General features: G+C 64.1%; 18 protein-coding genes. 4 read left to right on the plus strand and 14 right to left on the minus strand.

Features of this window, described 5'->3' with window-relative positions:
• Positions 1 to 105 precede the first annotated feature (105 nt).
• Positions 106 to 2,187, minus strand: coding sequence for a carboxy terminal-processing peptidase (locus N430_RS25530; protein WP_165837384.1), 2,082 nt, complete (start codon positions 2,185 to 2,187; stop codon positions 106 to 108).
• A 143-nt stretch (positions 2,188 to 2,330) separates the two neighbouring features.
• On the opposite strand from N430_RS25530, the gene N430_RS25535 reads away from it, so the two are divergent.
• Positions 2,331 to 3,293, plus strand: coding sequence for an NAD(P)H-quinone oxidoreductase (locus tag N430_RS25535; protein ID WP_110639560.1), 963 nt, complete (start codon positions 2,331 to 2,333; stop codon positions 3,291 to 3,293).
• Positions 3,294 to 3,421: 128 nt separating this feature from the next.
• Here the strand turns inward: N430_RS25535 and N430_RS25540 are convergent, their stop codons facing one another.
• The 6 genes from N430_RS25540 to N430_RS25565 all read right to left on the minus strand — a co-directional run bounded on the left by N430_RS25540 (position 3,422) and on the right by N430_RS25565 (position 8,719).
• Complete coding sequence (locus N430_RS25540; RefSeq protein ID WP_110639561.1) at positions 3,422 to 4,075, minus strand: HAD family phosphatase; 654 nt, start codon at positions 4,073 to 4,075, stop codon at positions 3,422 to 3,424.
• A 14-nt stretch (positions 4,076 to 4,089) separates the two neighbouring features.
• Complete coding sequence (locus N430_RS25545) at positions 4,090 to 5,079, minus strand: ABC transporter ATP-binding protein (protein WP_110639562.1); 990 nt, start codon at positions 5,077 to 5,079, stop codon at positions 4,090 to 4,092.
• 1 nt (position 5,080) lies between these two features.
• Positions 5,081 to 5,875: an ABC transporter permease gene (locus N430_RS25550; RefSeq protein WP_110639563.1), complete on the minus strand. Its 795-nt coding sequence runs from the start codon at positions 5,873 to 5,875 to the stop codon at positions 5,081 to 5,083.
• Positions 5,865 to 6,695 (minus strand): ABC transporter permease subunit, encoded by an 831-nt coding sequence (locus N430_RS25555; RefSeq protein WP_110639564.1) that lies wholly within the window; start codon positions 6,693 to 6,695, stop codon positions 5,865 to 5,867. Before N430_RS25555 ends, N430_RS25550 begins: the two co-directional genes overlap by 11 nt.
• A complete protein-coding gene (locus tag N430_RS25560) occupies positions 6,692 to 7,498 on the minus strand; it encodes an alkaline phosphatase family protein (RefSeq protein ID WP_110639565.1) in 807 nt (268 codons plus the stop codon). The genes N430_RS25555 and N430_RS25560 overlap by 4 nt, the downstream gene beginning before the upstream one ends.
• Positions 7,499 to 7,654: 156 nt before the next feature.
• On the minus strand, positions 7,655 to 8,719 hold the full coding sequence (locus N430_RS25565) for an ABC transporter substrate-binding protein (RefSeq protein WP_110639566.1): 1,065 nt from the start codon (positions 8,717 to 8,719) through the stop codon (positions 7,655 to 7,657).
• 316 nt (positions 8,720 to 9,035) lie between these two features.
• Here N430_RS25565 and N430_RS25570 point away from each other — a divergent pair, with 316 nt between their 5' ends.
• Positions 9,036 to 9,749 carry a UTRA domain-containing protein gene (locus N430_RS25570; RefSeq protein WP_110639567.1) on the plus strand — a complete coding sequence of 238 codons (714 nt, stop codon included), beginning with the start codon at positions 9,036 to 9,038 and terminating at the stop codon, positions 9,747 to 9,749.
• A 38-nt stretch (positions 9,750 to 9,787) separates the two neighbouring features.
• Here the strand turns inward: N430_RS25570 and N430_RS25575 are convergent, their stop codons facing one another.
• The 7 genes from N430_RS25575 to minC all read right to left on the minus strand — a co-directional run bounded on the left by N430_RS25575 (position 9,788) and on the right by minC (position 16,435).
• On the minus strand, positions 9,788 to 11,941 hold the full coding sequence (locus N430_RS25575) for a mechanosensitive ion channel family protein (protein ID WP_110639568.1): 2,154 nt from the start codon (positions 11,939 to 11,941) through the stop codon (positions 9,788 to 9,790).
• A 44-nt stretch (positions 11,942 to 11,985) separates the two neighbouring features.
• Complete coding sequence (locus N430_RS29510; protein ID WP_165837385.1) at positions 11,986 to 12,153, minus strand: hypothetical protein; 168 nt, start codon at positions 12,151 to 12,153, stop codon at positions 11,986 to 11,988.
• Between the two features lie 207 nt (positions 12,154 to 12,360).
• Complete coding sequence (locus N430_RS25580) at positions 12,361 to 13,650, minus strand: M18 family aminopeptidase (RefSeq protein ID WP_110639569.1); 1,290 nt, start codon at positions 13,648 to 13,650, stop codon at positions 12,361 to 12,363.
• A 44-nt stretch (positions 13,651 to 13,694) separates the two neighbouring features.
• Positions 13,695 to 14,330, minus strand: a complete 636-nt coding sequence (locus tag N430_RS25585) for an RluA family pseudouridine synthase (protein WP_110639570.1) — start codon at positions 14,328 to 14,330, stop codon at positions 13,695 to 13,697.
• Between the two features lie 166 nt (positions 14,331 to 14,496).
• Entirely contained in the window at positions 14,497 to 14,751 is a 255-nt protein-coding gene (gene minE, locus N430_RS25590) for a cell division topological specificity factor MinE (protein WP_003252572.1), read from the minus strand.
• A gap of 3 nt (positions 14,752 to 14,754) precedes the next feature.
• A complete protein-coding gene (minD, locus tag N430_RS25595; RefSeq protein WP_054893840.1) occupies positions 14,755 to 15,567 on the minus strand; it encodes a septum site-determining protein MinD in 813 nt (270 codons plus the stop codon).
• A gap of 100 nt (positions 15,568 to 15,667) precedes the next feature.
• The gene (gene minC, locus N430_RS25600) at positions 15,668 to 16,435 is read right to left on the minus strand and encodes a septum site-determining protein MinC (RefSeq protein ID WP_110639571.1); all 768 of its coding nucleotides are present in this window, start codon (positions 16,433 to 16,435) and stop codon (positions 15,668 to 15,670) included.
• Between the two features lie 111 nt (positions 16,436 to 16,546).
• Here minC and N430_RS25605 point away from each other — a divergent pair, with 111 nt between their 5' ends.
• Both N430_RS25605 and N430_RS25610 read left to right on the plus strand, forming a co-directional pair.
• Positions 16,547 to 17,482, plus strand: a complete 936-nt coding sequence (locus tag N430_RS25605) for a lipid A biosynthesis lauroyl acyltransferase (protein ID WP_110639572.1) — start codon at positions 16,547 to 16,549, stop codon at positions 17,480 to 17,482.
• Between the two features lie 65 nt (positions 17,483 to 17,547).
• Positions 17,548 to 18,696, plus strand: a complete 1,149-nt coding sequence (locus tag N430_RS25610) for a patatin-like phospholipase family protein (RefSeq protein ID WP_099814776.1) — start codon at positions 17,548 to 17,550, stop codon at positions 18,694 to 18,696.
• Positions 18,697 to 18,788 lie beyond the last annotated feature (92 nt).

Here is an 18,788-nt window from a genome sequence, read left to right on the forward strand (position 1 = left end):
CTGAAAATGAAAGGGCCGGGCATTTGCATGCCCGGCCCGTCTATTTCACGACAGCGCAATGACTGTTTGATGACAGATCACATTAATCTGCCATCATCGGTCGGATTACTTCTTGGCCATCTTGGTGCTTTCGCTCAGGTAATCGATGAGGATGCGACCGGTCTCGGCCAGGTAGGCGTCGTCTTCCGGCTTGGTCTTGTCATCTTCGTCCGGCAGGGCGTCTTCGTCGACTTTCTTCAGCTCCTTGAGCGGCTCCTCGCCCTTGGCCTTGCGACGGATGTTCTCCATCGCCAGCTGCTTGGCTTCGACGTCATCGTGGCGGGCACGGCGCTCCTGCTCGTTGAGGCTGACGGTCTTCTCGTCCATCAGCTTCTGGGTCAGGGCCAGGCGGTCACGGATGTAGGTGAACTCGGCATCCTTGGCGCTGCGTGCGTCATGCTTGGCCTTGAGGTCGACCAGGAACGGCTTGAACGGGTCGACTGCCGGCTTGACCACTGGGCGGATGGTGTCCCACGGCATGGCTTCAGGCAGGGCGCTTTCGCCGATTTCCTTGGTGTCGATGATCGACGGGTAGTCGATGTCCGGGAGCACGCCCTGATGCTGGGTGCTCTGCCCGGAAACCCGGTAGAACTTGGCCAGGGTCAGCTTCAGCTCGCCATGGTTGAGGGGCTGGATGGTCTGCACGGTGCCTTTGCCGAAGGTCTGGCCACCGATGATCAGCGCGCGGTGGTAGTCCTGCATGGCGCCGGCGAAAATCTCCGAGGCCGAGGCCGACAGGCGGTTGACCAGCAGCGCCATCGGGCCTTTGTAGAAGGCGCCCGGGTTTTCGTCCTCGAGCACATCGACGCGGCCGTCGCTGTTGCGTACCAGCACGGTCGGGCCTTTCTCGATGAACAGGCTGGTCAGCTCGGTGGCTTCCTGCAGGGAGCCGCCGCCGTTGTTGCGCAGGTCGATGACCACGCCGTCGACTTTTTCCTTCTGCAGCTCGGTGAGCAGTTTCTTCACGTCGCGCGTGGTGCTCTTGTACTCGGGGTCACCGGCACGATAGGCCTTGAAGTCCAGGTAGAAGGCCGGGATCTCGATGATGCCGAGCTTGTAGTCACGCCCGTCCTGCTTGAGCTTGAGCACCGACTTCTTCGCCGCCTGCTCCTCGAGCTTCACGGCTTCGCGGGTGATCGAGACGATCTTGCTGGTCTGGTCGCTTGGTGCATTGGTGGCCGGGATGACCTCCAGGCGCACCACCGAGCCTTTCGGGCCACGGATCAGCTTGACCACTTCGTCCAGGCGCCAGCCGACCACGTCGACCATTTCCTTGTTGCCCTGGGCGACGCCGATGATCTTGTCGGCCGGTGCCACCTGCTTGGTCTTGGCGGCCGGGCCTGCCGGCACCAGGCGCACGATCTTGACCTGGTCGTTGTCGCTCTGCAGCACCGCGCCGATGCCTTCGAGCGACAGGCTCATGTTGATGTCGAAGTTCTCCGCATTATCCGGAGACAAGTAGTTGGTGTGCGGGTCGTAGGACTGGGCGAAGGTGTTGATGTAGGCCTGGAAGATGTCCTCGGCACGGGTCTGGTCCAGGCGCGCCAGTTGGTTCTTGTAGCGCTTGGTCAGGGTTTCCTGGATCTGCTTCGGCTCTTTGCCGGCGATCTTCTGGCGCAGCACCTCGTCCTTGACGCGTTTGCGCCACAGGTCGTCGAGCGCGGCCTGGTCCTTCTCCCACGGGGCATCCTTGCGGTCGATCAGCAAGGTTTCGTGGGTGGTGAAGTCCATCTTGTCGACGCCCTTGGCCAGCTCGGCCAGGGCGAAGTCCAGGCGCTGCTTGACGCGGTCGAGGTAGCGTTTGTAGATGGTGAAGCCGGGGTCGAGGTTGCCGCTCTTGAGGAAGTCGTCGAACTGCGTCTTCCACTTGTCGAATTCGGCGATGTCGGCTGCGGTGAAGTAGCTGCGGGCCGGGTCGAGCAGCTTGATGTAGCTGTCGTAGATGATCACCGAGCGGGCGTCATCGAGCGGTGGCTTGCTGTAGTGGTGACGCTTGAGCAGCTCCACCACGTTAAGGCTGGCGACGATTTCGTCGCGATCCGGCTGCAGGCTGTCCCACTTGTTGGCGGCCGCCGCATTGCCGCCGAGCGTGAGGCTGCCCAGGCCAACCATGAGGGCGAGGGCGGTGCTTGGGAGGAAATGCTTCATGCTGATTCGACGTGGAGGCAATTGATCACGCATAGTAGGCCGTCTTTTCCGTTCGCCGGTTCCATCGGAGCCGGACAAATACTGCAAAAAGCCTGAGGAGCGGGCTCCTCAGGCTCAGTCTGTGATTCAACTATGGAGGCACTGTGAAGGCATTGCAAGGCGTTGACGGACATGTGGCCTGGGTCGAGGCCGAACGCCCCGCCTGTGACGCGGGCCAAGTGCGCATTCGCGTGGCCGCTGCGGGGCTGAACCGGGCCGATCTGCTGCAGATGAAGGGCCTGTATCCACCACCGCCAGGCGCCAGCCCATACATGGGCCTGGAGTGCGCCGGGGTGATCGAGGAAGTCGGTGCCGGCGCTGACTGGCGCGTGGGCGACCGCGTTTGCGCGCTGCTGGCCAGCGGTGCCATGGCCGAGGAAGTGGTGGTCGATGCCCGCCATGTATTGCCGGTGCCAGAGGGCCTGAGCCTGCACGAAGCGGCGGCGCTGCCGGAGGTGTATGCCACGGCGTGGCTGAACATCTTCCAGCTGGGCAAGGTGAAGGCCGGCGAGAAGGTGCTGGTGCATGCTGGCGCCAGTGGCGTGGGCTCGGCGGCGATCCAGCTGTGCAAGGCGTTTGGCAGCCCGGTATGGGTCAGTGTCGGTTCCCAGGACCGCCTGGACTACTGTGAGGCGCTGGGTGCTGCGGGTGGCGTGGTGCGTAATCAGAACCTCGACGCGCTGGAAGGCTTCGGTCCGTTCGATGTGATTCTGGACCCGGTGGGTGCCGGCTACGGCGAGCTGAACCTCAAGCTACTGGCCCGTGACGGGCGTTGGGTGATCATCGGCCTGATGGGCGGGCGCAAGTTCGAGCTGGACCTGGCCCAGGTACTGGGCAAGCGCCTGGAGATCACCGGCTCGACCTTGCGCAACCGCGATGACGGTTTCAAGGCCGAGCTGCTGCGCGAACTGCAGCAGCAGGTGTGGCCGCTGTTTGCCGAAGGGCGCCTGTCGCCCCAACTGGTCGATACCTACCCGGTGGAGTTTGCCCAGGCGGCGTATGCCGAGCTTGAGAGCAACCAGGTGTCCGGCAAGCTGGTGATGGTCATCGACCCGAGCCTGGCGTAATCAGGCCAGGCCCTTTCGCGGGCACGCCCGCTCCCACAGGGATCACCACAAGTCCGAAAACTGTGGGGTGCCTGTGGGAGCGGGCGTGTCGGGGCGCCGAACCGCCGCGAAGAGGTCCACACTAATCTTCAGGACCAGCTCAGGATTGGCCAGCCATTCTTCTCGGCATGCTCACGCAACACCGCATCCGGATTCACCACATGCGGATAGTCGACCTTCAGTAGCAGCGGCAGGTCATTCCTCGAATCAGAATAGAAACTCGCCCCTTCCAGGTTCTCCTGCTCCTGGTCCAGCCATTCCAGCAAACGGGTGATCTTGCCCTCGCGGTAGGTCAGCACCCCGTGGGTCTTGCCGGTATACACGCCGTTCACCGCCTCCAGCTCGATCGCCAGGTACTCATCCACCCCCAGCCGCGCCGCAATCGGCCCGACCAGGTGCGTGCCTGAGGCGGAAATGATCAGGATCCGGTCACCGCGCTGGCGATGCTCGGCAATGCAGCGGCAGGCGTCGCCGTAGATGATCGGCTCGATCACCTCCTCGACCCACGGCTCCACCAGGTGCTCGACTTCCTCCAGCGTGCGCCCGGCAATCGGCTCCAGGCTGAAGGCCATGTAGTCTTCCATCTGCAGGTGGCCCTTGCCGTAGGCCTCCATCAGTTCATGGTCGCGGCGCAGGAACTCCTTGCCGTCGACCCAGCCCAGCCGGGCCATCTGTTCGCTCCATAGCGACGCGCAGTCGCCATGGATCAGGGTTTCGTCCAGATCGAAAATTGCCAGTGCCATCTTGCTGATTCTCCTTAAGCCACTTCGCGCAGCGCCGTGGGGTCGATCGACAGGGAAACCCGCTGGCCGTCGGCATGCAGGTCTTCAGGCGAACGGTTGAGCACGTCGACCACCAGTTCCACTTCGCGCACTTTTACCCGGTAGCGGATGACGTTGCCAAGCAGGCTGTGACTGCGCACCTCGGCGTCCAGTTCACCGTTGGTGCCCAGGGTGATCGACTCCGGGCGGATGGCCAGGCGGCCGGCCACCGGGCGTTGCAGCAGGCGGCTGGCGCTGTCGGCGTCGAGCAGGTTGTAGTTGCCGATAAAGCCGGCGGCGAACAGGTCCACTGGCGCTGTGTAGAGGGTTTCGGCATCGCCGCTCTGGACGATGCGCCCCTGGTTCATCAGGAAGATGCGGTCGGACATGGTCAGCGCCTCTTCCTGATCGTGGGTGACGAAGATGGTGGTCAGCCCCAACTCGCGCTGGATCGCGCGGATCTGCTCACGCAGGTGCTTGCGGATGCGCGCATCCAGCGCCGACAGCGGCTCGTCGAGCAGCAGCAGGCGCGGCCGGGTGACGAGCGAGCGGGCCAGGGCCACGCGCTGGCACTGGCCGCCGGAGAGCTGGTGCGGGTAGCGCCCGGCGAAGTTGCCCAGCTCCACCAGGTCCAACGCTTCACGCACACGCTGCTGGCTTTCATCGGCCTTGACCTTCTGCATGCGCAGGCCAAAGGCAACGTTCTGTTCCACGGTCATGTTGGGGAACAGCGCATAGCTCTGGAACACCATGCCGATGCCGCGCTTCTGCGGGCTTACCGGCACGATGTCGTGGCCGTCGAGGAGGATCTTGCCGCCGTCCACCGGGGTCAGCCCGGCGATGCAGCGCAGCAGGGTGGACTTGCCGCAGCCGGAGGGGCCGAGCAGGGTGACGAACTCGCCGCGTTCGATCTGGCAGTCGATGTTCTCGAACACCGGGCTGCCGGCGTAGCTTTTTTGCAGGTTCTGTACGCTGACGAAGCTCATGTCAGGTTTTGTCCTTGTTCAAGCGGTTGGCGACCCAGGTCAGCACTAGCACGAAGGCGAAATATGAGATCACCAGCGCGCTGTTGAAGTGGCCGCTGCTGTTGCGCATGTTGTTCAGGTACACCTGCAAGGTCTCGTAGCGGGTGCCGACCAGCAGGTTGGCGAACACGAACTCGCCAAACAGGAACGAGAACGACAGCAGCAGCGCCACCATCAGGCCCTTGCGCAGGTTCGGCAGCACCACCAGCAGGGCGGCCTGCCAGGTGCTGGCGCCGAGTAGTTGGGCAGCGTCCATCAGGTCGCGCAGGTTGATCGCCTGCAGGTTGTTGGTGATCGCCCGGTACATGAACGGCAAGGCGATGGTGAAGTAGCAGCCGATCAGGATCCACGGCGTGCCGACCATCGCCATCGGGCCGCTGCCATAGAGCTGCAGCAGGCCTACCGACGACACCACCGGCGGTACCGCGAACGGCAGCAGGATGAGGACGTTCATCAGTGCGTCGAGTTTCGGGAAGTGGTAGTGCACCACGAACAGCAGCGGCAGGATCAGCACCACCGACAGCACCAGCGCGCCCACGCACACCAGCAGCGACTGGCCGAACGCGGCCAGGAAGCGCGGCTCGCTCCACAGCGCGATGTACCACTTGAAGGTCAGGCCGCTGGGCAGCAGGCTCGCCGACCAGCTGGTGGCCAGCGAGTAGAGCAGGGTGCCAGCCAGCGGCAGCAGCAGGATCAGGAACAGCAGGTACACCACCAGCCGATGGTAGAGCCCGGCGGAGGTTTTTTCAGCGCGCATGGTAGCTCCTCTTGAGCAGCCATTGATGAATCACCGTGACCAGTGTCATCAGCCCTACCAGCACCATCGCCAGGGCGCTGGCCAGGTTCGGGTCGAGGCTGATGTCGCCCGCCACCAGGCCGGCGATGCGGATCGGCAGCACGTTGAAGTTGCCGGTGGTCAGGGCATACACGGTGGCGTAGGCGCCGAGGGCGTTGGCCAGCAGGATGACGAAGGTGCCGAGCAGCGCCGGGGTGAGTACCGGCAGGCCGATATGCCGCCAGAACTGCCAGTGGCTGGCACCGAGCAGCGCGGCCGACTCGCGCCAGTCTTCGCGCAGGGCGTCGAAGGCGGGGTAGAGCAGCAGCACACCGAGCGGGATCTGGAAGTAGGTGTACACCAGGATCAGGCCGCTCTTGGAGTAGATGCTGAAGTCCTCCAGCAGGCCGATCTGTTTCAGCAGCAGGGTCAGCGCGCCGTTGAAGCCAAGCAGGATGATGAAGGCAAACGCCAGCGGCACCCCGGCAAAGTTGCTGGTCATGTTGGCAAAGGCGCTGACGAAGTCGCGCAGCTTCGAGTCGACCTGGCGCAGCGAATAGGCGCCGAGGGTGGCGATGACGATGCCGAACAGGCTCGACCAGAAGCTGATCTCCAGGCTGCGTTGCAGGGCCTGCAGGTAGAACTTGGAGGCGAACACCTTGCTGAAGTTGTCCACGCCCCAGCCGGCTTCCGATTGCAAGCTGTTGATGGCTACCCAGGCCAGCGGGGCGATCTGGAAGATCACGAAGAACACGGCGAACGGCAGCAGGCAGAGCAGGGCCAGGTAGCGGCCACGGTTCACTTGAGCAGCTCCCGGCAAACCGTCTTGTCGTGGGCTGCCTCCAGCAGCTCGCAGATGGTCCCGCACAGTTCGGTCTGCAGCGGTTTGGCGGCCGGGTCGAGGCTGAAGGCGTCGCCGAACACGAACAGCGGCACTTCACGCTCCTCGGCCAGCAGGCCGTTGTGCGAGCGGTCGTTGTTCATGCCGTGGTCGGCGGTGACCAGCACCTGATAGCCCTCTTCCAGCCAGCCCGGCAGGTAATCGGACAACAGGATGTCGGCGCTGCGCGCGGCATTGCGATACTGGCTGCTGTCCAGGCCATGGCGGTGGCCGATATCGTCGATGCTCATCGGGTGCACCAGGAGGAAATTCGGTGCATGCCGGCGACGCAGGTATTCGCCGTCGGCCAGCAAATGTGAGTCGGGGTAACGGTCGTCCCAATAGAACAGGCCGTGCTGGATCGGCAGTTTCGGCGCGTGGGTGTGGCGGTCGCGCTGGGGGTCGAAGGGCGAGCGGTTGTACAGTTCGCTCATCCAGTGATAGGCCGCCGCCGCCGTGCCCAGGTTGGCTTCGCGGGCGTAGTGGAACACGCTGCGCTGGTTGGACAGGCGGTTGACGTTGTTGTGCACGATGCCGCTGTCGATGGGTGCCACGCCGGTGAGGATGCACTCGTACAGCGGCCGTGACAGCGACGGCAGTTCGCACTCCATGCGGTAGAGCGCGGCGCGGTCGGCCTCGACGTAGGCGTGCAGGTGGCCCATGGCGTGGTGGGCGACCTGGTAGTTGAGGCCGTCGAGCAGGACCAGGATGACGTTGTGGCTCATTCAATACTCCGCAAAGGAACTGGGGAGGGCTGCGCCCTCCTTTCGCGACACAAGGCCGCTCCCACAGGACAGCGAAAACCTCTGGGGCGACGCCGGCCCTGTGGGAGCGGCCTTGCGTCGCGATGGGCTGCGCAGCAGCCCCGAATTGGTCCTGCTTTATTCCATCTCGATGATCACTTGCTCCTGCCACTTCTGCGGCAGTGCCTTGGAGGTCGTTTCCCAGGCCGCGGCATCCTTGATCGGTTGCGCCGCCTTGTACTGCTCGTTCGGCAGCAGCTTGGCCTGCACATCCTCCGGCAGCTTCAGGTGCTCGGCACGGATCGGCCGCGCATGCCCCTTGGCCAGGTTGATCTGCCCGGCATCGCTGAAGATGTATTCACGCGTCAGCTTCGCCGCGTTCGGGTGTTTGGCGTACTTGTTGATCACGGTGGTATAGCCGGAAATCACCGAGCCGTCCGACGGGATCAGCACTTCGAAGCGCTTGGGGTCGATCTGCTCGCGGTAGCTCAAGCCGTTGAAGTCCCACACCACACCGACCTCGACTTCGCCTTTCTCGATGGTCTGGATGGTCGGGTTGGCCAGCGACAGGCGCTTCTGCTGGGCCAGCTTGGTGAACAGCTGCAGGCCAGGTTCGATATTCTTCTCGTCACCTTTGTAGGCGATGGCCGCAGCCAGCACGCCGTTGGCAGCCTGGGCGGCGGTGCCGACGTCACCGATGGCGACCTTGTACTTGCCTTTTTCCAGGTCATGCCAGGTTTTCGGGCGATCGCCTTCCTTGACCAGGTCCTTGTTGATGATGAAGGCGATGGTGCCGGTATAGGCCAGCGCCCAGTGGCCGTCCTTGTCCTTGGCCCACTCAGGTACCTGGTCCCAGGTGCTTGGCTTGTACGGCTGAGTCACGCCCTTGCTGGCAGCAATAGGGCCGAAGGCGGCCCCGACGTCGCCGATGTCGGCGCTGGCGTTGTCCTTCTCGGCTTCGAACTTGGCGATTTCCTGGGCCGAACTCATGTCGGTGTCGCTGTGCTTGAGGCCGTACTTGCTGGCCAGGTCTTCCCAGGTGCCTTTCCAGTTGGCCCAGGCATCGGGCATGCCCACGCTGTTGACGTTGCCTTCCTTGCGGGCGGCGTCTTCCAGGGCCTTGAGGTCAGGGCCTGCGGCCATCGCCGAGGTGCACAGGGTAATGGCCGAGCCGAGCAGTGACGCCATGAACAACTTTTTCATCCGAAGCTCCTTGGGTGGGTGCCTTTAGCGATCGTTGTTATGAATGAAGCTGTTTTTGCTGACCGTTGGTCTAGGTCAGCAAAGCTTGAGCCAAGGTAGGCCGCTTGCGTGACAGTTTGATGTAGGGCAGGGCCTGTACAGCCCTTGAAGCTACAGCGTAGACCACCCGATCACCCCGGCTATGCTGGCTTGGCGCGTTTCTGGCAGTGTCTGCCCAGGCCTTTGTCACAGGATGTTCATCAGCCCTGCCTAGGCTTGCACTATTCTCCAGAGGCCCCGGAATGGGGCTGGACTAGTCCAGATAGGTAACCTTTTGATGCAGTCGACGCCACCGCGCGCGGTAACAGCCATCTGCCATGCCCTGCAGGAGCAGATCGAGCACGGCTTGCTGGCGCCGGGCGGCAAACTGCCGGCCGAGCGCAAGCTCAGCGAAGTGTTCGACACCACGCGCATCACCCTGCGCGAAGCGCTGGTGCAGTTGGAAGCCCAGGGCTTGATCTACCGCGAAGAGCGGCGGGGCTGGTTCGTCGCACCGCAGCGCCTGACCTACGACCTGATCGAGCGTAGCCACTTTCATGCAATGGTGCGGGACCAGGGTCGGGTGCCCACCACCGAGTTGCTTTCGGCGCGCCTGCAGCCGGCTTCGGCAGCCATCTGTGCACGGCTGCAACTGCCGGCGCTGTCCAGCGTGGTACGGATCTGTCGGTTGCGGCGCATCGATGGGCGGGCGGTGCTGTATGCCGAGCACTACCTGAACCCGAAGTATTTTCCCGGCATCCTCGAACAGGACCTGGCGCAGTCACTGACCGAGATCTACGGGCGGGTGTATGGCATCCAGTACGGGCAGGTGTGCTTCGAAATCCTGCCGACGGCCTTGCCGGTGGAAGCGGCGGGGGCGTTGAAGGTGTCGGCCGGCAGCCCGGGCCTGCATATCACCCGGGTCAACAGCGACCAGCATGGGCACCTGATCGACTGTGACCTGGAATATTGGCGGCACGATGCCATCCGCATCCGCGCGCAGGCTGGCTGAGGTGTTGGAATCTTCGCGGGCGAGCCCGCGAAAGGGCCCTAGCTGGAAGAACCGGATTCAGCCATTTGGCCACCTCCGGCAGTCACCACCTGCACCGACAGGCGCGGCGTAGCCAGGTCCAGCCCGGCCTCATCCAACTGGCGCTTCAAGGCCAGGTTGAACGCTCGCGACACTTCCCACTGCTTGATGGGGGCAGTCTTGAACCGTGCCCGCAGGATCGCCGAGCCCGACTCGAAACTCTCCACCCCCTGCAACTCCAGTGGCGACCAGATATTGCGGCGCATCAGCGGGTCATTGCGCAGCTTTTGCCCCACTTCGCGAATCAGCGTGATCGCCTGGTCGATGTTCATGCTGTGCGGGATGGCCACCCGGAAGATCGCGTAGCCGAACTCACGGGAGTAGTTCTTGATGCTCTTGATCTCGCTGAACGGGATGGTGTGCACGATGCCGTCGATGTCTCGCAGGCGCACGGTACGGATGGTCAGGCCCTCGACCGTGCCCAGGTGGCCGCCGACATCGACGTAGTCGTCGATCGCCAGCGAGTCTTCGATGATGATGAACAAACCGGTGATCAGGTCGGCCACCAGCGACTGTGCGCCAAAGCCGATAGCCAGGCCGATCACACCGGCACCGGCCAGCAGCGGCGTGACGTTCATGCCCATGTTGGCCAGGGCGACGATCACCGCGATGATGAAGATCACCACGAACAGCACGTTGCGGATCAGCGGCATCATGGTCTGCGCGCGGGCGTTGGCCAGGCCCCGGCGCGACCGCACCAGGGCATGGTGCACTGCCGTGTCGGCGAGGATCCACACCAGCCAGGCGACGATCAGCGTGCCGGCCAGGCCCAGCAGGCGCACGCTCACTTCATGGCCGTCGCCCTCGGCGAAGCCAATCATCGACAGGCCCCACACGCGCAGCCCCAGCTCGATGAACACCAGCCAGATGAACAGGTGCACCAGCAGGTAGCCGAAGTTGCGCAGGCGCTCGGCGTACACCGCCTGACGCTTGCTGGCGCGTTTGGGGTTGGCGGCGTGGCGGCGCACCAGGCCGTTGAGCACCATGCACACCACCACCAGCACGGTGCACATCAGCGACTGGCGCAGGGCGGTGCTGGTGTCACCGGCGGATATGAAGGTAGCGAACAGTGAGACGGCGACCAGGATCAGCGCCGGCACGAACCAGAAGCTGCCGAGGATCTCGATGGTGTCGCTCAGGGTACGCCGGGTCAGGCGTCGGGCCAGGGGCTGGTTGCGGATCAGGTGGGCGATCGGCCGGCGGAAGCGCAGGATGAACAGGCCGGACGACAGCGCCGCGATGACATTGGCCAGGGTCGCCAGGGCATGGGCCAGGTGGGTACCCAGGGCGACCAGCATGCGCGGGTCGCTCATGGCCTCGCCAAAGGCGGCGAAGCTGCCGATCAGCCACAGCGGGCGGAACGCCTGGTGGCGCAGGATGTGCAGGGCGCGGTGGCGATGGGGGCCGTCGAGCAGTGAGAAGGCGATTACGCAGATGGCCGAGAAGCAGGTGCCGACCACCAGTGCATAGGCCAGCACCATGGCCAGCGATTTGCCCAGCGACGGGGGCAGGGCGAAGCTCAGGTACACGGTGAAGATCAGCGCCACCAGCCACGGCCCCAGTTTGCGCAGGGCGAAGCGCACCAGGTCCCAGGTACGGGGGTGTTGCGGCAGTTCCTCGGTCAGGCCGAAACGCACCCGCACGCGGTGGCCGACCCAGTTGAAGGCATAGGCCAGCAGGCTCCATACCGCGATGACCGCGGCAAAGCCGAACAGGATGGCCGGCCATTGATGCACCGGCACGATCAGTTCGGTGAGTTCGGCCTGGGCCTGTTCGATTTCCTGCGACCAGCGGTAGAACGGGCTGGAGTCACCGCTGAACTGCTTTTCGAGGTCGTTAAGGGCACCGCCGATGAGGCCCAGGACCCCTTGTTCGACGGTGGGTTGCGATTGCTTGGTGGCGTCGCGCAGCTTCTTCAGGTCGGCCAGCAGCTTGGCGCGTTGCTGGTCGTTCTCGAGGTTCTTGATGACCTCATCCAGGGATTTGCCCAGTGGCTCGGTGGCTTCGGGCTGGGCGGGGGCACTGGAGCCCAGCAGGCTGGGTAAGCCCGCCGCCTGGACCGGGGACATGAAGATGAACAGCAGCAGGGCTAGGCAACGCAGAAAGGCTGGCACCGGGAAATCTACCTCAGGTCAAACGATTGACCGAGTGTAGAGGTTTATGTCGGCAGTTTCTCCAGGATCGTCCAGCAGGTGAGGCCAAAGATGCCCAGTGTGCCGATCCACATCATCAGCACGCCGATATTGCGCTCGCGCATGCTGAAACCGATGGTCAGTAGCATCAGGAACAGGAATACCGGCACGAACAGCGAGAGAAAGGGGGACATGGGCAGCGGTCCTTCTGCTTTGGGAGCCATACAACAAGCATAGCGGGTTGGGCAGAAGGGGGATTGATCTCAGGCAGGATTTGGCCTGAGGAATTCTGGGGCTACTGTGCAGCCCTTTCGCGACACAAGGCCGCTCCTACAGGGGATACGCGATTCCTGTAGGAGCGGCCTTGTGTCGCGAAAGGGGTGCGCAGCGCCCCCAGGATGTCAGGGCAGCTCGCGGCTACGGTAGAAGGCGCTCAGCACCTTCACCAGGTGCGCCAAATCATGGCTGCCACACAGCTCGCGGATCGAATGCATGGCAAAGGTCGGCAAGCCGATATCCACCGTACGCACCCCCAGATGGCTGGCGGCAATCGGCCCGATGGTCGAACCACAGCCCATGTCGCTGCGCACCACGAAGCTCTGCACCGGCACTTCCTCGGCCATGCACAGGTGGCGGAAGAACCCGGCGGTTTCGCTGTTGGTGGCGTAGCGCTGGTTGTTGTTGACCTTGATCACCGGCCCGGCGTTGAGTTTGGGCCCGTGGTTGCCGTCGTGCTTGTCGGCATAGTTGGGGTGCACACCGTGGGCGTTGTCGGCCGAGACCATCAGCGAACGCTGGATGGTGCGCACGTAGGCGTCGCCGTCCGGCAGCAGGCGCTGCAGGGTCTGTTCGAGCATCGGGCCATCGGCGCCGCAGGCCGAGCAGCTGCCGACTTCTTCATGGTCGTTGCACACCAGCACGCAGGTCTCGTCGCTGTCGGCGCTGAGCAGCGCCTGCAGGCCGGCGTAGCACGACAGCAGGTTGTCCAGGCGGGCGCCGGCGATGAAGTCGCCGTTCAGGCCGATCAGCGCGGCGTCCTGGGTGTCGTAGAAGCTCAGCTCGTAATCCAGCACCACGTCGGCGTTGAGGTCGTGCTCGCGGGCCAACTGCTCGGTGAGCACGGCACGGAAGTCGATGCGCTCGTCACCGGCCACCTGGGCCAGCACCGGCGGCAGTTCGGTCTGCGGGTTGATTTGCCAGCCTTCGTTGGCGGTGCGGTTCAGGTGGATCGCCAGGTTGGGGATGATCGCGATCGGCAGCTTGAAGTCGATCAGCTGGCTTTCGACCTTGCCGTCACGGCGGAAGGTAACGCGCCCGGCCAGCGACAGGTCGCGGTCGAACCACGGCGCCAGCAGCGCACCGCCGTACACTTCCACGCCCAGTTGCAGGAAGCCCTGGCGCTGCAGTTCGGGCTGTGGCTTGACCCGCAGGCACGGGCTGTCGGTGTGGGCGCCGACCATGCGGATGCCGTTCAGCAGCGGCGGCTGCTTGCCCAGCTTGATGGCGATGATCGAGGAGTCGTTGCGGGTAACGTAGTAGCGGCCACCGGGCACCGTGGCCCAGCTGTCACGCTCGTCCAGGCGCTGGTAGCCGGCCGCCTCCAGGCGCTGGGCCAGGCTGGCGGTGGCATGGAAGGGCGTCGGGGAGGCCTTGAGGAATTCAATCAGGCCGGTATTCAGTGCTTCGCGCATAACTCACTCCAGACAGCAGTGGCGCGAGTTTAGCGCAGATACCTTCAGAAGGGGGCAGGGCACTCGAACTTCAAGCGCTCCCCGGAAACCGGGTGAGTGAAGCTCAGCATCGAGGCATGCAGGCACAGCCGCTCATGGGCCGCCAGCGCCTCTGGGTTGGCATACAGGCGGTCGCCGAGCAACGGATGGCCGATCGACAGCATGTGCACGCGCAACTGGTGCGAACGCCCGGTAATTGGCGTCAGCTCGACCCGGCAGTGGTCCCCGCAACGCTCGACGATGCGCCAGAAGGTCAGCGCATGCTTGCCCTGCTCATGGTCCACCACGTGCCGAGGCTTGGTCGGCGGGTCGTAGCGCAAGGGCAGGTCGATGCTGCCGCTGTCCAGCGCCGGCTGGCCCCAGCACAACGCGGTGTAGGCCTTTTCGGTCTCGCGGTCGTGGAACTGGCGCGACAGCTCGCGGTGGCTGTCGGCATCGCGGGCCAGCAGGATGATGCCGGAGGTTTCCCAGTCCAGGCGGTGCACGATCAGTGCGTCCGGATAGCCGTTTTCCTGCAGGCGGGTGATCAGGCAGTCCTTGTTGTCCTCCGCACGGCCGGGTACCGACAGCAGCAAGGTCGGTTTGTTGATCACCAGGATGGCGGCGTCCTCGAAGAGGATCTGGACGTTTGAAAGCGGCATTGCTTGGTCTCGGTTAAATCGGGGAAAACCATTGGGGCCGCTTTGCGGCCCTTTCGCGACACAAGGCCGCTCCCACAGGGGAATGCATAACCCTTGTGGGAGCGGCCTTGCCGGGGCGCCGGACCGGTCGGAAAGGGCTGCAAAGCAGCCCCAGCTTTTAGCCAGATCAGCGATCAGGCAAGGTGATGTTCAGTTCCAGAATCGAGCAGCTGCCCTGGTTTTCCAGCTCGATGTGCACATCATCGTTGCCGATGTTCACATACTTGCGGATCACTTCCAGCAGTTCTTTCTGCAGCGCCGGCAGGTAGTCCGGTTCGCTGCGCTGGCCGCGCTCATGCGCCACGATGATCTGTAGACGCTCTTTCGCTACCGACGCGCTGGTCTGTTTCTGTCTGCCACGAAAGAAGTCAAAAAGGTTCATGGTTTACTTGCCTCCAAACAGGCGCGCGAAGAATCCTTGCTTCGGCACTTCGATGAAACGCAGGGGTTTCTCTTTGCCCAGGAGGCGGTCGACCGTGTCGCTGTACGCCTGGCCGGCATCGCTCTGGTCGTCGAGGATGACCGGGATACCCTGGTTGGAGGCCTTGAGTACGGCCTGCGACTCGGGGATCACACCCTTGAGCTTGATCGCCAGGATCTCTTCGACGTCGGCGATGCTGAGCATTTCGCCCTTTTCGACGCGCTCTGGGTGGTAACGGGTGATCAGCAGGTGTTCCTTGATCGGCTCTTCGCCGTTCTCGGAGCGGCGCGACTTGCTCGACAGGATGCCCAGCATGCGGTCCGAGTCACGTACCGAGGACACTTCAGGGTTGGTCACGACAATGGCTTCGTCGGCGAAGTACATTGCCAGGTGCGCGCCTTTCTCGATACCGGCCGGGGAGTCGCAGATGACGTAATCGAACTGTTCTTTCAGTTCCATCAGCACCTTCTCGACGCCCTCCTGGGTCAGCGCGTCCTTGTCGCGGGTCTGGCTGGCGGCCAGCACGAACAGGTTCTCGAGGCGCTTGTCCTTGATCAGGGCCTGCTGCAGGTTGGCTTCGCCGTTGACCACGTTGACGAAGTCGTACACCACGCGGCGCTCGCAGCCCATGATCAGGTCGAGGTTACGCAGGCCCACGTCGAAGTCGACGATGACAGTCTTGTGGCCGCGCAGTGCGAGGCCGGTGCCGATGGCGGCGCTGGTGGTGGTCTTGCCCACACCCCCCTTGCCGGAAGTAACGACGAGAATCTTGGCCAAGGTGTTTCACCCCTAAATAAGTCGGGACTCGTGTCCCAGCAAAATGCAAAAAAACGGCAACAGATAAAAAAGTTGCTCTAAAAATGACGGCAAGTATCCGTTAAAGACGGGTGATGTTCAACACGTCACCGGACAGGCTGACTTGCACGCCGGCACCCCACAGCGGGTCGCGGCGCAGGTCTTCGCACACCTTGTACTGGCCGGCGATCGAGACCATTTCAGCGGTCATCTGCTGGCAGAAGATACGTGCCTTGGTATTGCCTTTGATCCCGGCCAGGGCGCGGCCGCGCATGGCGCCGTACACATGGATGTTGCCATCGGCGAGAAGTTCCGCACCCGGGCTGACCGAAGCGGTGACGATCAGGTCGCCGCCCTGGGCGTAGATCTGTTGGCCGCCGCGCACAGGGGAGGTGATGATGCGGGTAGGGCGCACTTCTGGCTCGGCTGGCGCCGGAGCCGGGGCCGGCTCAGGAACGGGCTCGACCTTCTTCACCTCCGGTTCGGGCTCCAGCGGCCGCTCGCGGGCGCCGGACGGCGGCAGCACCGGCAGGTCGATGGCGATCGCCGCAGCGATATCCTCGATGCGGTTGGCACGGATCGCCAGGGTACGCAGGCCATGATGGCGACAGATACGCATCAGCCCGGGCAGGTCGATCGCCCCTTCGTCGGCCGGCAGCTTGTCCAGCGCCAGCACCAGCGGCGTGTTGCTGAAGAAATTCGGGGCCTGGGCCACTTTCGCCGCCAGCTGGCGGTCGAGGGCTTCCAGGTCGTTACGCCCCAGTTCCAGCACAGTGATGGCGAGCATGCTGCCCTTGAGCTGGAACACGGAGGCGGTGTCGGGTGTGTGGTTTGGGCTCATGGTCTGCATAGACGGCTTGTTGCGAAAAAAGTGCCCTGACTTATAGCGATAAGACCGGTTGGCCGCAACCGGTGCCGATCCGTTGTAGAATGCTCGGCCTTTGTCTTGCCGGAAGCTTCAATGGAACGCCCGCGTTTTCGACCCTATTTCCTCCACCCGCGATTCTGGGGCCTGTGGCTGGGCCTGGGCCTGCTGTGGCTGGTGGTACAGTTGCCCTACCGTGCCCTGCTGTGGCTCGGCGGTGCCCTGGGCGCGCTGATGTACCGCGTGGCCGGCGAGCGCCGGCGCATCGCCGCGCGCAACCTCGAACTGTGCTTCCCGGAACTGTCCGACGACGAACGGCGGCGTCTGCTCAAGGCCAACTTCGCCTCCACCGGCATCGCCTTCTTCGAAATGGCCATGAGCTGGTGGTGGCCCAAGGCCCGTCTGGCACGCCTGGCCCACATCGAAGGCCTCGAGCACCTGCAGGCGGCGCAGCAGGCCGGGCAGGGTGCCATCCTGATGGCGGTGCACTTCACCACCCTGGAAATCGGCGCCGCGTTGCTTGGCCAGGCGCATACCATCGACGGCATGTACCGCGAGCACGGCAACCCGCTGTTCGACTTCATCCAGCGCAGTGGCCGTGAGCGGCACAACCTCGATTCGCTGGCCGTGGAGCGTGATGACGTGCGTGGCATGCTCAAGCTGCTGCGCTCGGGCCGGGCGATCTGGTACGCACCGGACCAGGACTACGGCGCCAAGCAGAGCATCTTCGTGCCGTTGTTCGGTATTCCGGCAGCCACGGTTACCGCGACCACCAAGTTTGCCCGCCTGGGCAAGGCGCAGGTGATTCCGTTCACCCAGAAGCGTCTGGAGGACGGCAGCGGCTATCGTCTGGTGATTCACCCGCCGTTGGCAGACTTCCCCGGCGAGAGCGAAGAAGCCGATTGCCTGCGCATCAACCAGTGGGTCGAAGGTGTGCTGCGCGAGTGCCCGGAGCAGTACCTGTGGGCGCACCGGCGCTTCAAGTCGCGGCCTGAGGGCGCGCCACGGCTGTACGACAAGAAAAAACGCTAGACCGTTTGTTGCCTGTGCCGGCCTCTTCGCGGGCCTGAAAGCACATCAACCCCAGGAAGGAATCCATGGCGCCACCCCCGGTAACTGGTCTGATCCTCTCTGGCGGCGGTGCCCGCGCCGCCTATCAGGTCGGCGTCCTTGCCGGCATCGCTGAACTGCTGCCGCCCGGCGCGCATAACCCGTTCCCGGTCATCGTCGGCACCTCGGCCGGTGCCATCAACGCCGTCACCCTGGCCAGTGGCGCCACCCGCTTCAACGATGCGGTGCAGCGCCTCACCACGTTCTGGCAGAACTTCCGCAGCCGCCTGGTGATCCGCAGCGATTGGCCCGGCGTCGTGCGCCAGGCCAGCCGCTTCGTTGGCCATAGCCTGCTGGGCCTGGGCGGCCAGGTGCCGGTGGCCTTGCTCGACAGCAGCCCGCTGCGGGGCCTGTTGCAGTCGCACCTGGACCTGGATGGCATCGGCCATTCCATCGCCGCCGAACAGCTACGGGCAGTCGCCGTGACCGCCTTCGGCTACGAAAGCGGCCAGGCGGTGACCTTCTACCAGGGGCGCGGCACCATCGATGCCTGGCTGCGCCACCGCCGTATCGGCGTGCCCACACCGTTGACCATCGACCACCTGCTGGCCAGCGCGGCGATCCCGCTGCTGTTCGCCCCGGTACGCCTGGGTGACGAGTATTACGGTGACGGCGCGGTGCGCCAGTCGGCACCGATCAGCCCGGCCCTGCACCTGGGTGCCAGCCGGGTGCTGGTAGTCGGGGTCAGCGGCAACCCGCAGCGCCCGGCGGCACCGTTGCCGACCCAGCGCGTGTTCAGCGGCCAGCAGCCGAGCCTGGCGCAGATCGGTGCGCACATGCTCAACAGCACGTTCATCGACAGCCTTGAAGACGATATCGAGCTGCTGCAGCGGCTCAACCACCTCAGTCGGCTGCTGCCGGCGCACCTGGATGCACGGCGCCTGGGGCTGGCGCCGATCGAGGTGCTGGTGGTAGCGCCCAGCCAGCCGCTGGACGAGATTGCGGCGCGGCACCGGCGCGAGTTACCGGCGGCATTGCGCCTGTTCCTGCGTGGTCCGGGGGCGACCCGGACCAGCGGGGCAGGGGTGTTGAGCTATCTGTTGTTCGAGGCCAGCTATTGCAGCGAGCTGATCGAACTGGGGCGGCGCGATGCCCTGGCCAAGAAGCGCGAGCTGTGCCAGTTCCTGGGGATTTGATGTTGCCTGTGCCGGCCTCTTCGCGGGGCAAGCCCGCTCCCACAATGACCGCGCAGACACAGATCCTGTAGGAGCGGGCTTGTCCCGCGAAG

It is taken from the genome of Pseudomonas sp. CC120222-01a (assembly GCF_003097235.1).
Classification (GTDB): domain Bacteria; phylum Pseudomonadota; class Gammaproteobacteria; order Pseudomonadales; family Pseudomonadaceae; genus Aquipseudomonas.

Excerpts from the sequence above, each read along its gene's own strand:
- N430_RS25530 (WP_165837384.1), bottom strand. The coding sequence starts at position 2,187 with ATGAAGCATTTCCTCCCAAGCACCGCCCTCGCCCTCATGGTTGGCCTG.
- N430_RS25540 (WP_110639561.1), bottom strand. The coding sequence starts at position 4,075 with ATGGCACTGGCAATTTTCGATCTGGACGAAACCCTGATCCATGGCGAC.
- N430_RS25545 (WP_110639562.1), bottom strand. The coding sequence starts at position 5,079 with ATGAGCTTCGTCAGCGTACAGAACCTGCAAAAAAGCTACGCCGGCAGC.
- N430_RS25550 (WP_110639563.1), bottom strand. The coding sequence starts at position 5,875 with ATGCGCGCTGAAAAAACCTCCGCCGGGCTCTACCATCGGCTGGTGGTG.
- N430_RS25560 (WP_110639565.1), bottom strand. The coding sequence starts at position 7,498 with ATGAGCCACAACGTCATCCTGGTCCTGCTCGACGGCCTCAACTACCAG.
- N430_RS25565 (WP_110639566.1), bottom strand. The coding sequence starts at position 8,719 with ATGAAAAAGTTGTTCATGGCGTCACTGCTCGGCTCGGCCATTACCCTG.
- N430_RS25570 (WP_110639567.1), top strand. The coding sequence starts at position 9,036 with ATGCAGTCGACGCCACCGCGCGCGGTAACAGCCATCTGCCATGCCCTG.
- N430_RS29510 (WP_165837385.1), bottom strand. The coding sequence starts at position 12,153 with ATGTCCCCCTTTCTCTCGCTGTTCGTGCCGGTATTCCTGTTCCTGATG.
- N430_RS25580 (WP_110639569.1), bottom strand. The coding sequence starts at position 13,650 with ATGCGCGAAGCACTGAATACCGGCCTGATTGAATTCCTCAAGGCCTCC.
- N430_RS25585 (WP_110639570.1), bottom strand. The coding sequence starts at position 14,330 with ATGCCGCTTTCAAACGTCCAGATCCTCTTCGAGGACGCCGCCATCCTG.
- minE (WP_003252572.1), bottom strand. The coding sequence starts at position 14,751 with ATGAACCTTTTTGACTTCTTTCGTGGCAGACAGAAACAGACCAGCGCG.
- minC (WP_110639571.1), bottom strand. The coding sequence starts at position 16,435 with ATGCAGACCATGAGCCCAAACCACACACCCGACACCGCCTCCGTGTTC.
- N430_RS25605 (WP_110639572.1), top strand. The coding sequence starts at position 16,547 with ATGGAACGCCCGCGTTTTCGACCCTATTTCCTCCACCCGCGATTCTGG.
- N430_RS25610 (WP_099814776.1), top strand. The coding sequence starts at position 17,548 with ATGGCGCCACCCCCGGTAACTGGTCTGATCCTCTCTGGCGGCGGTGCC.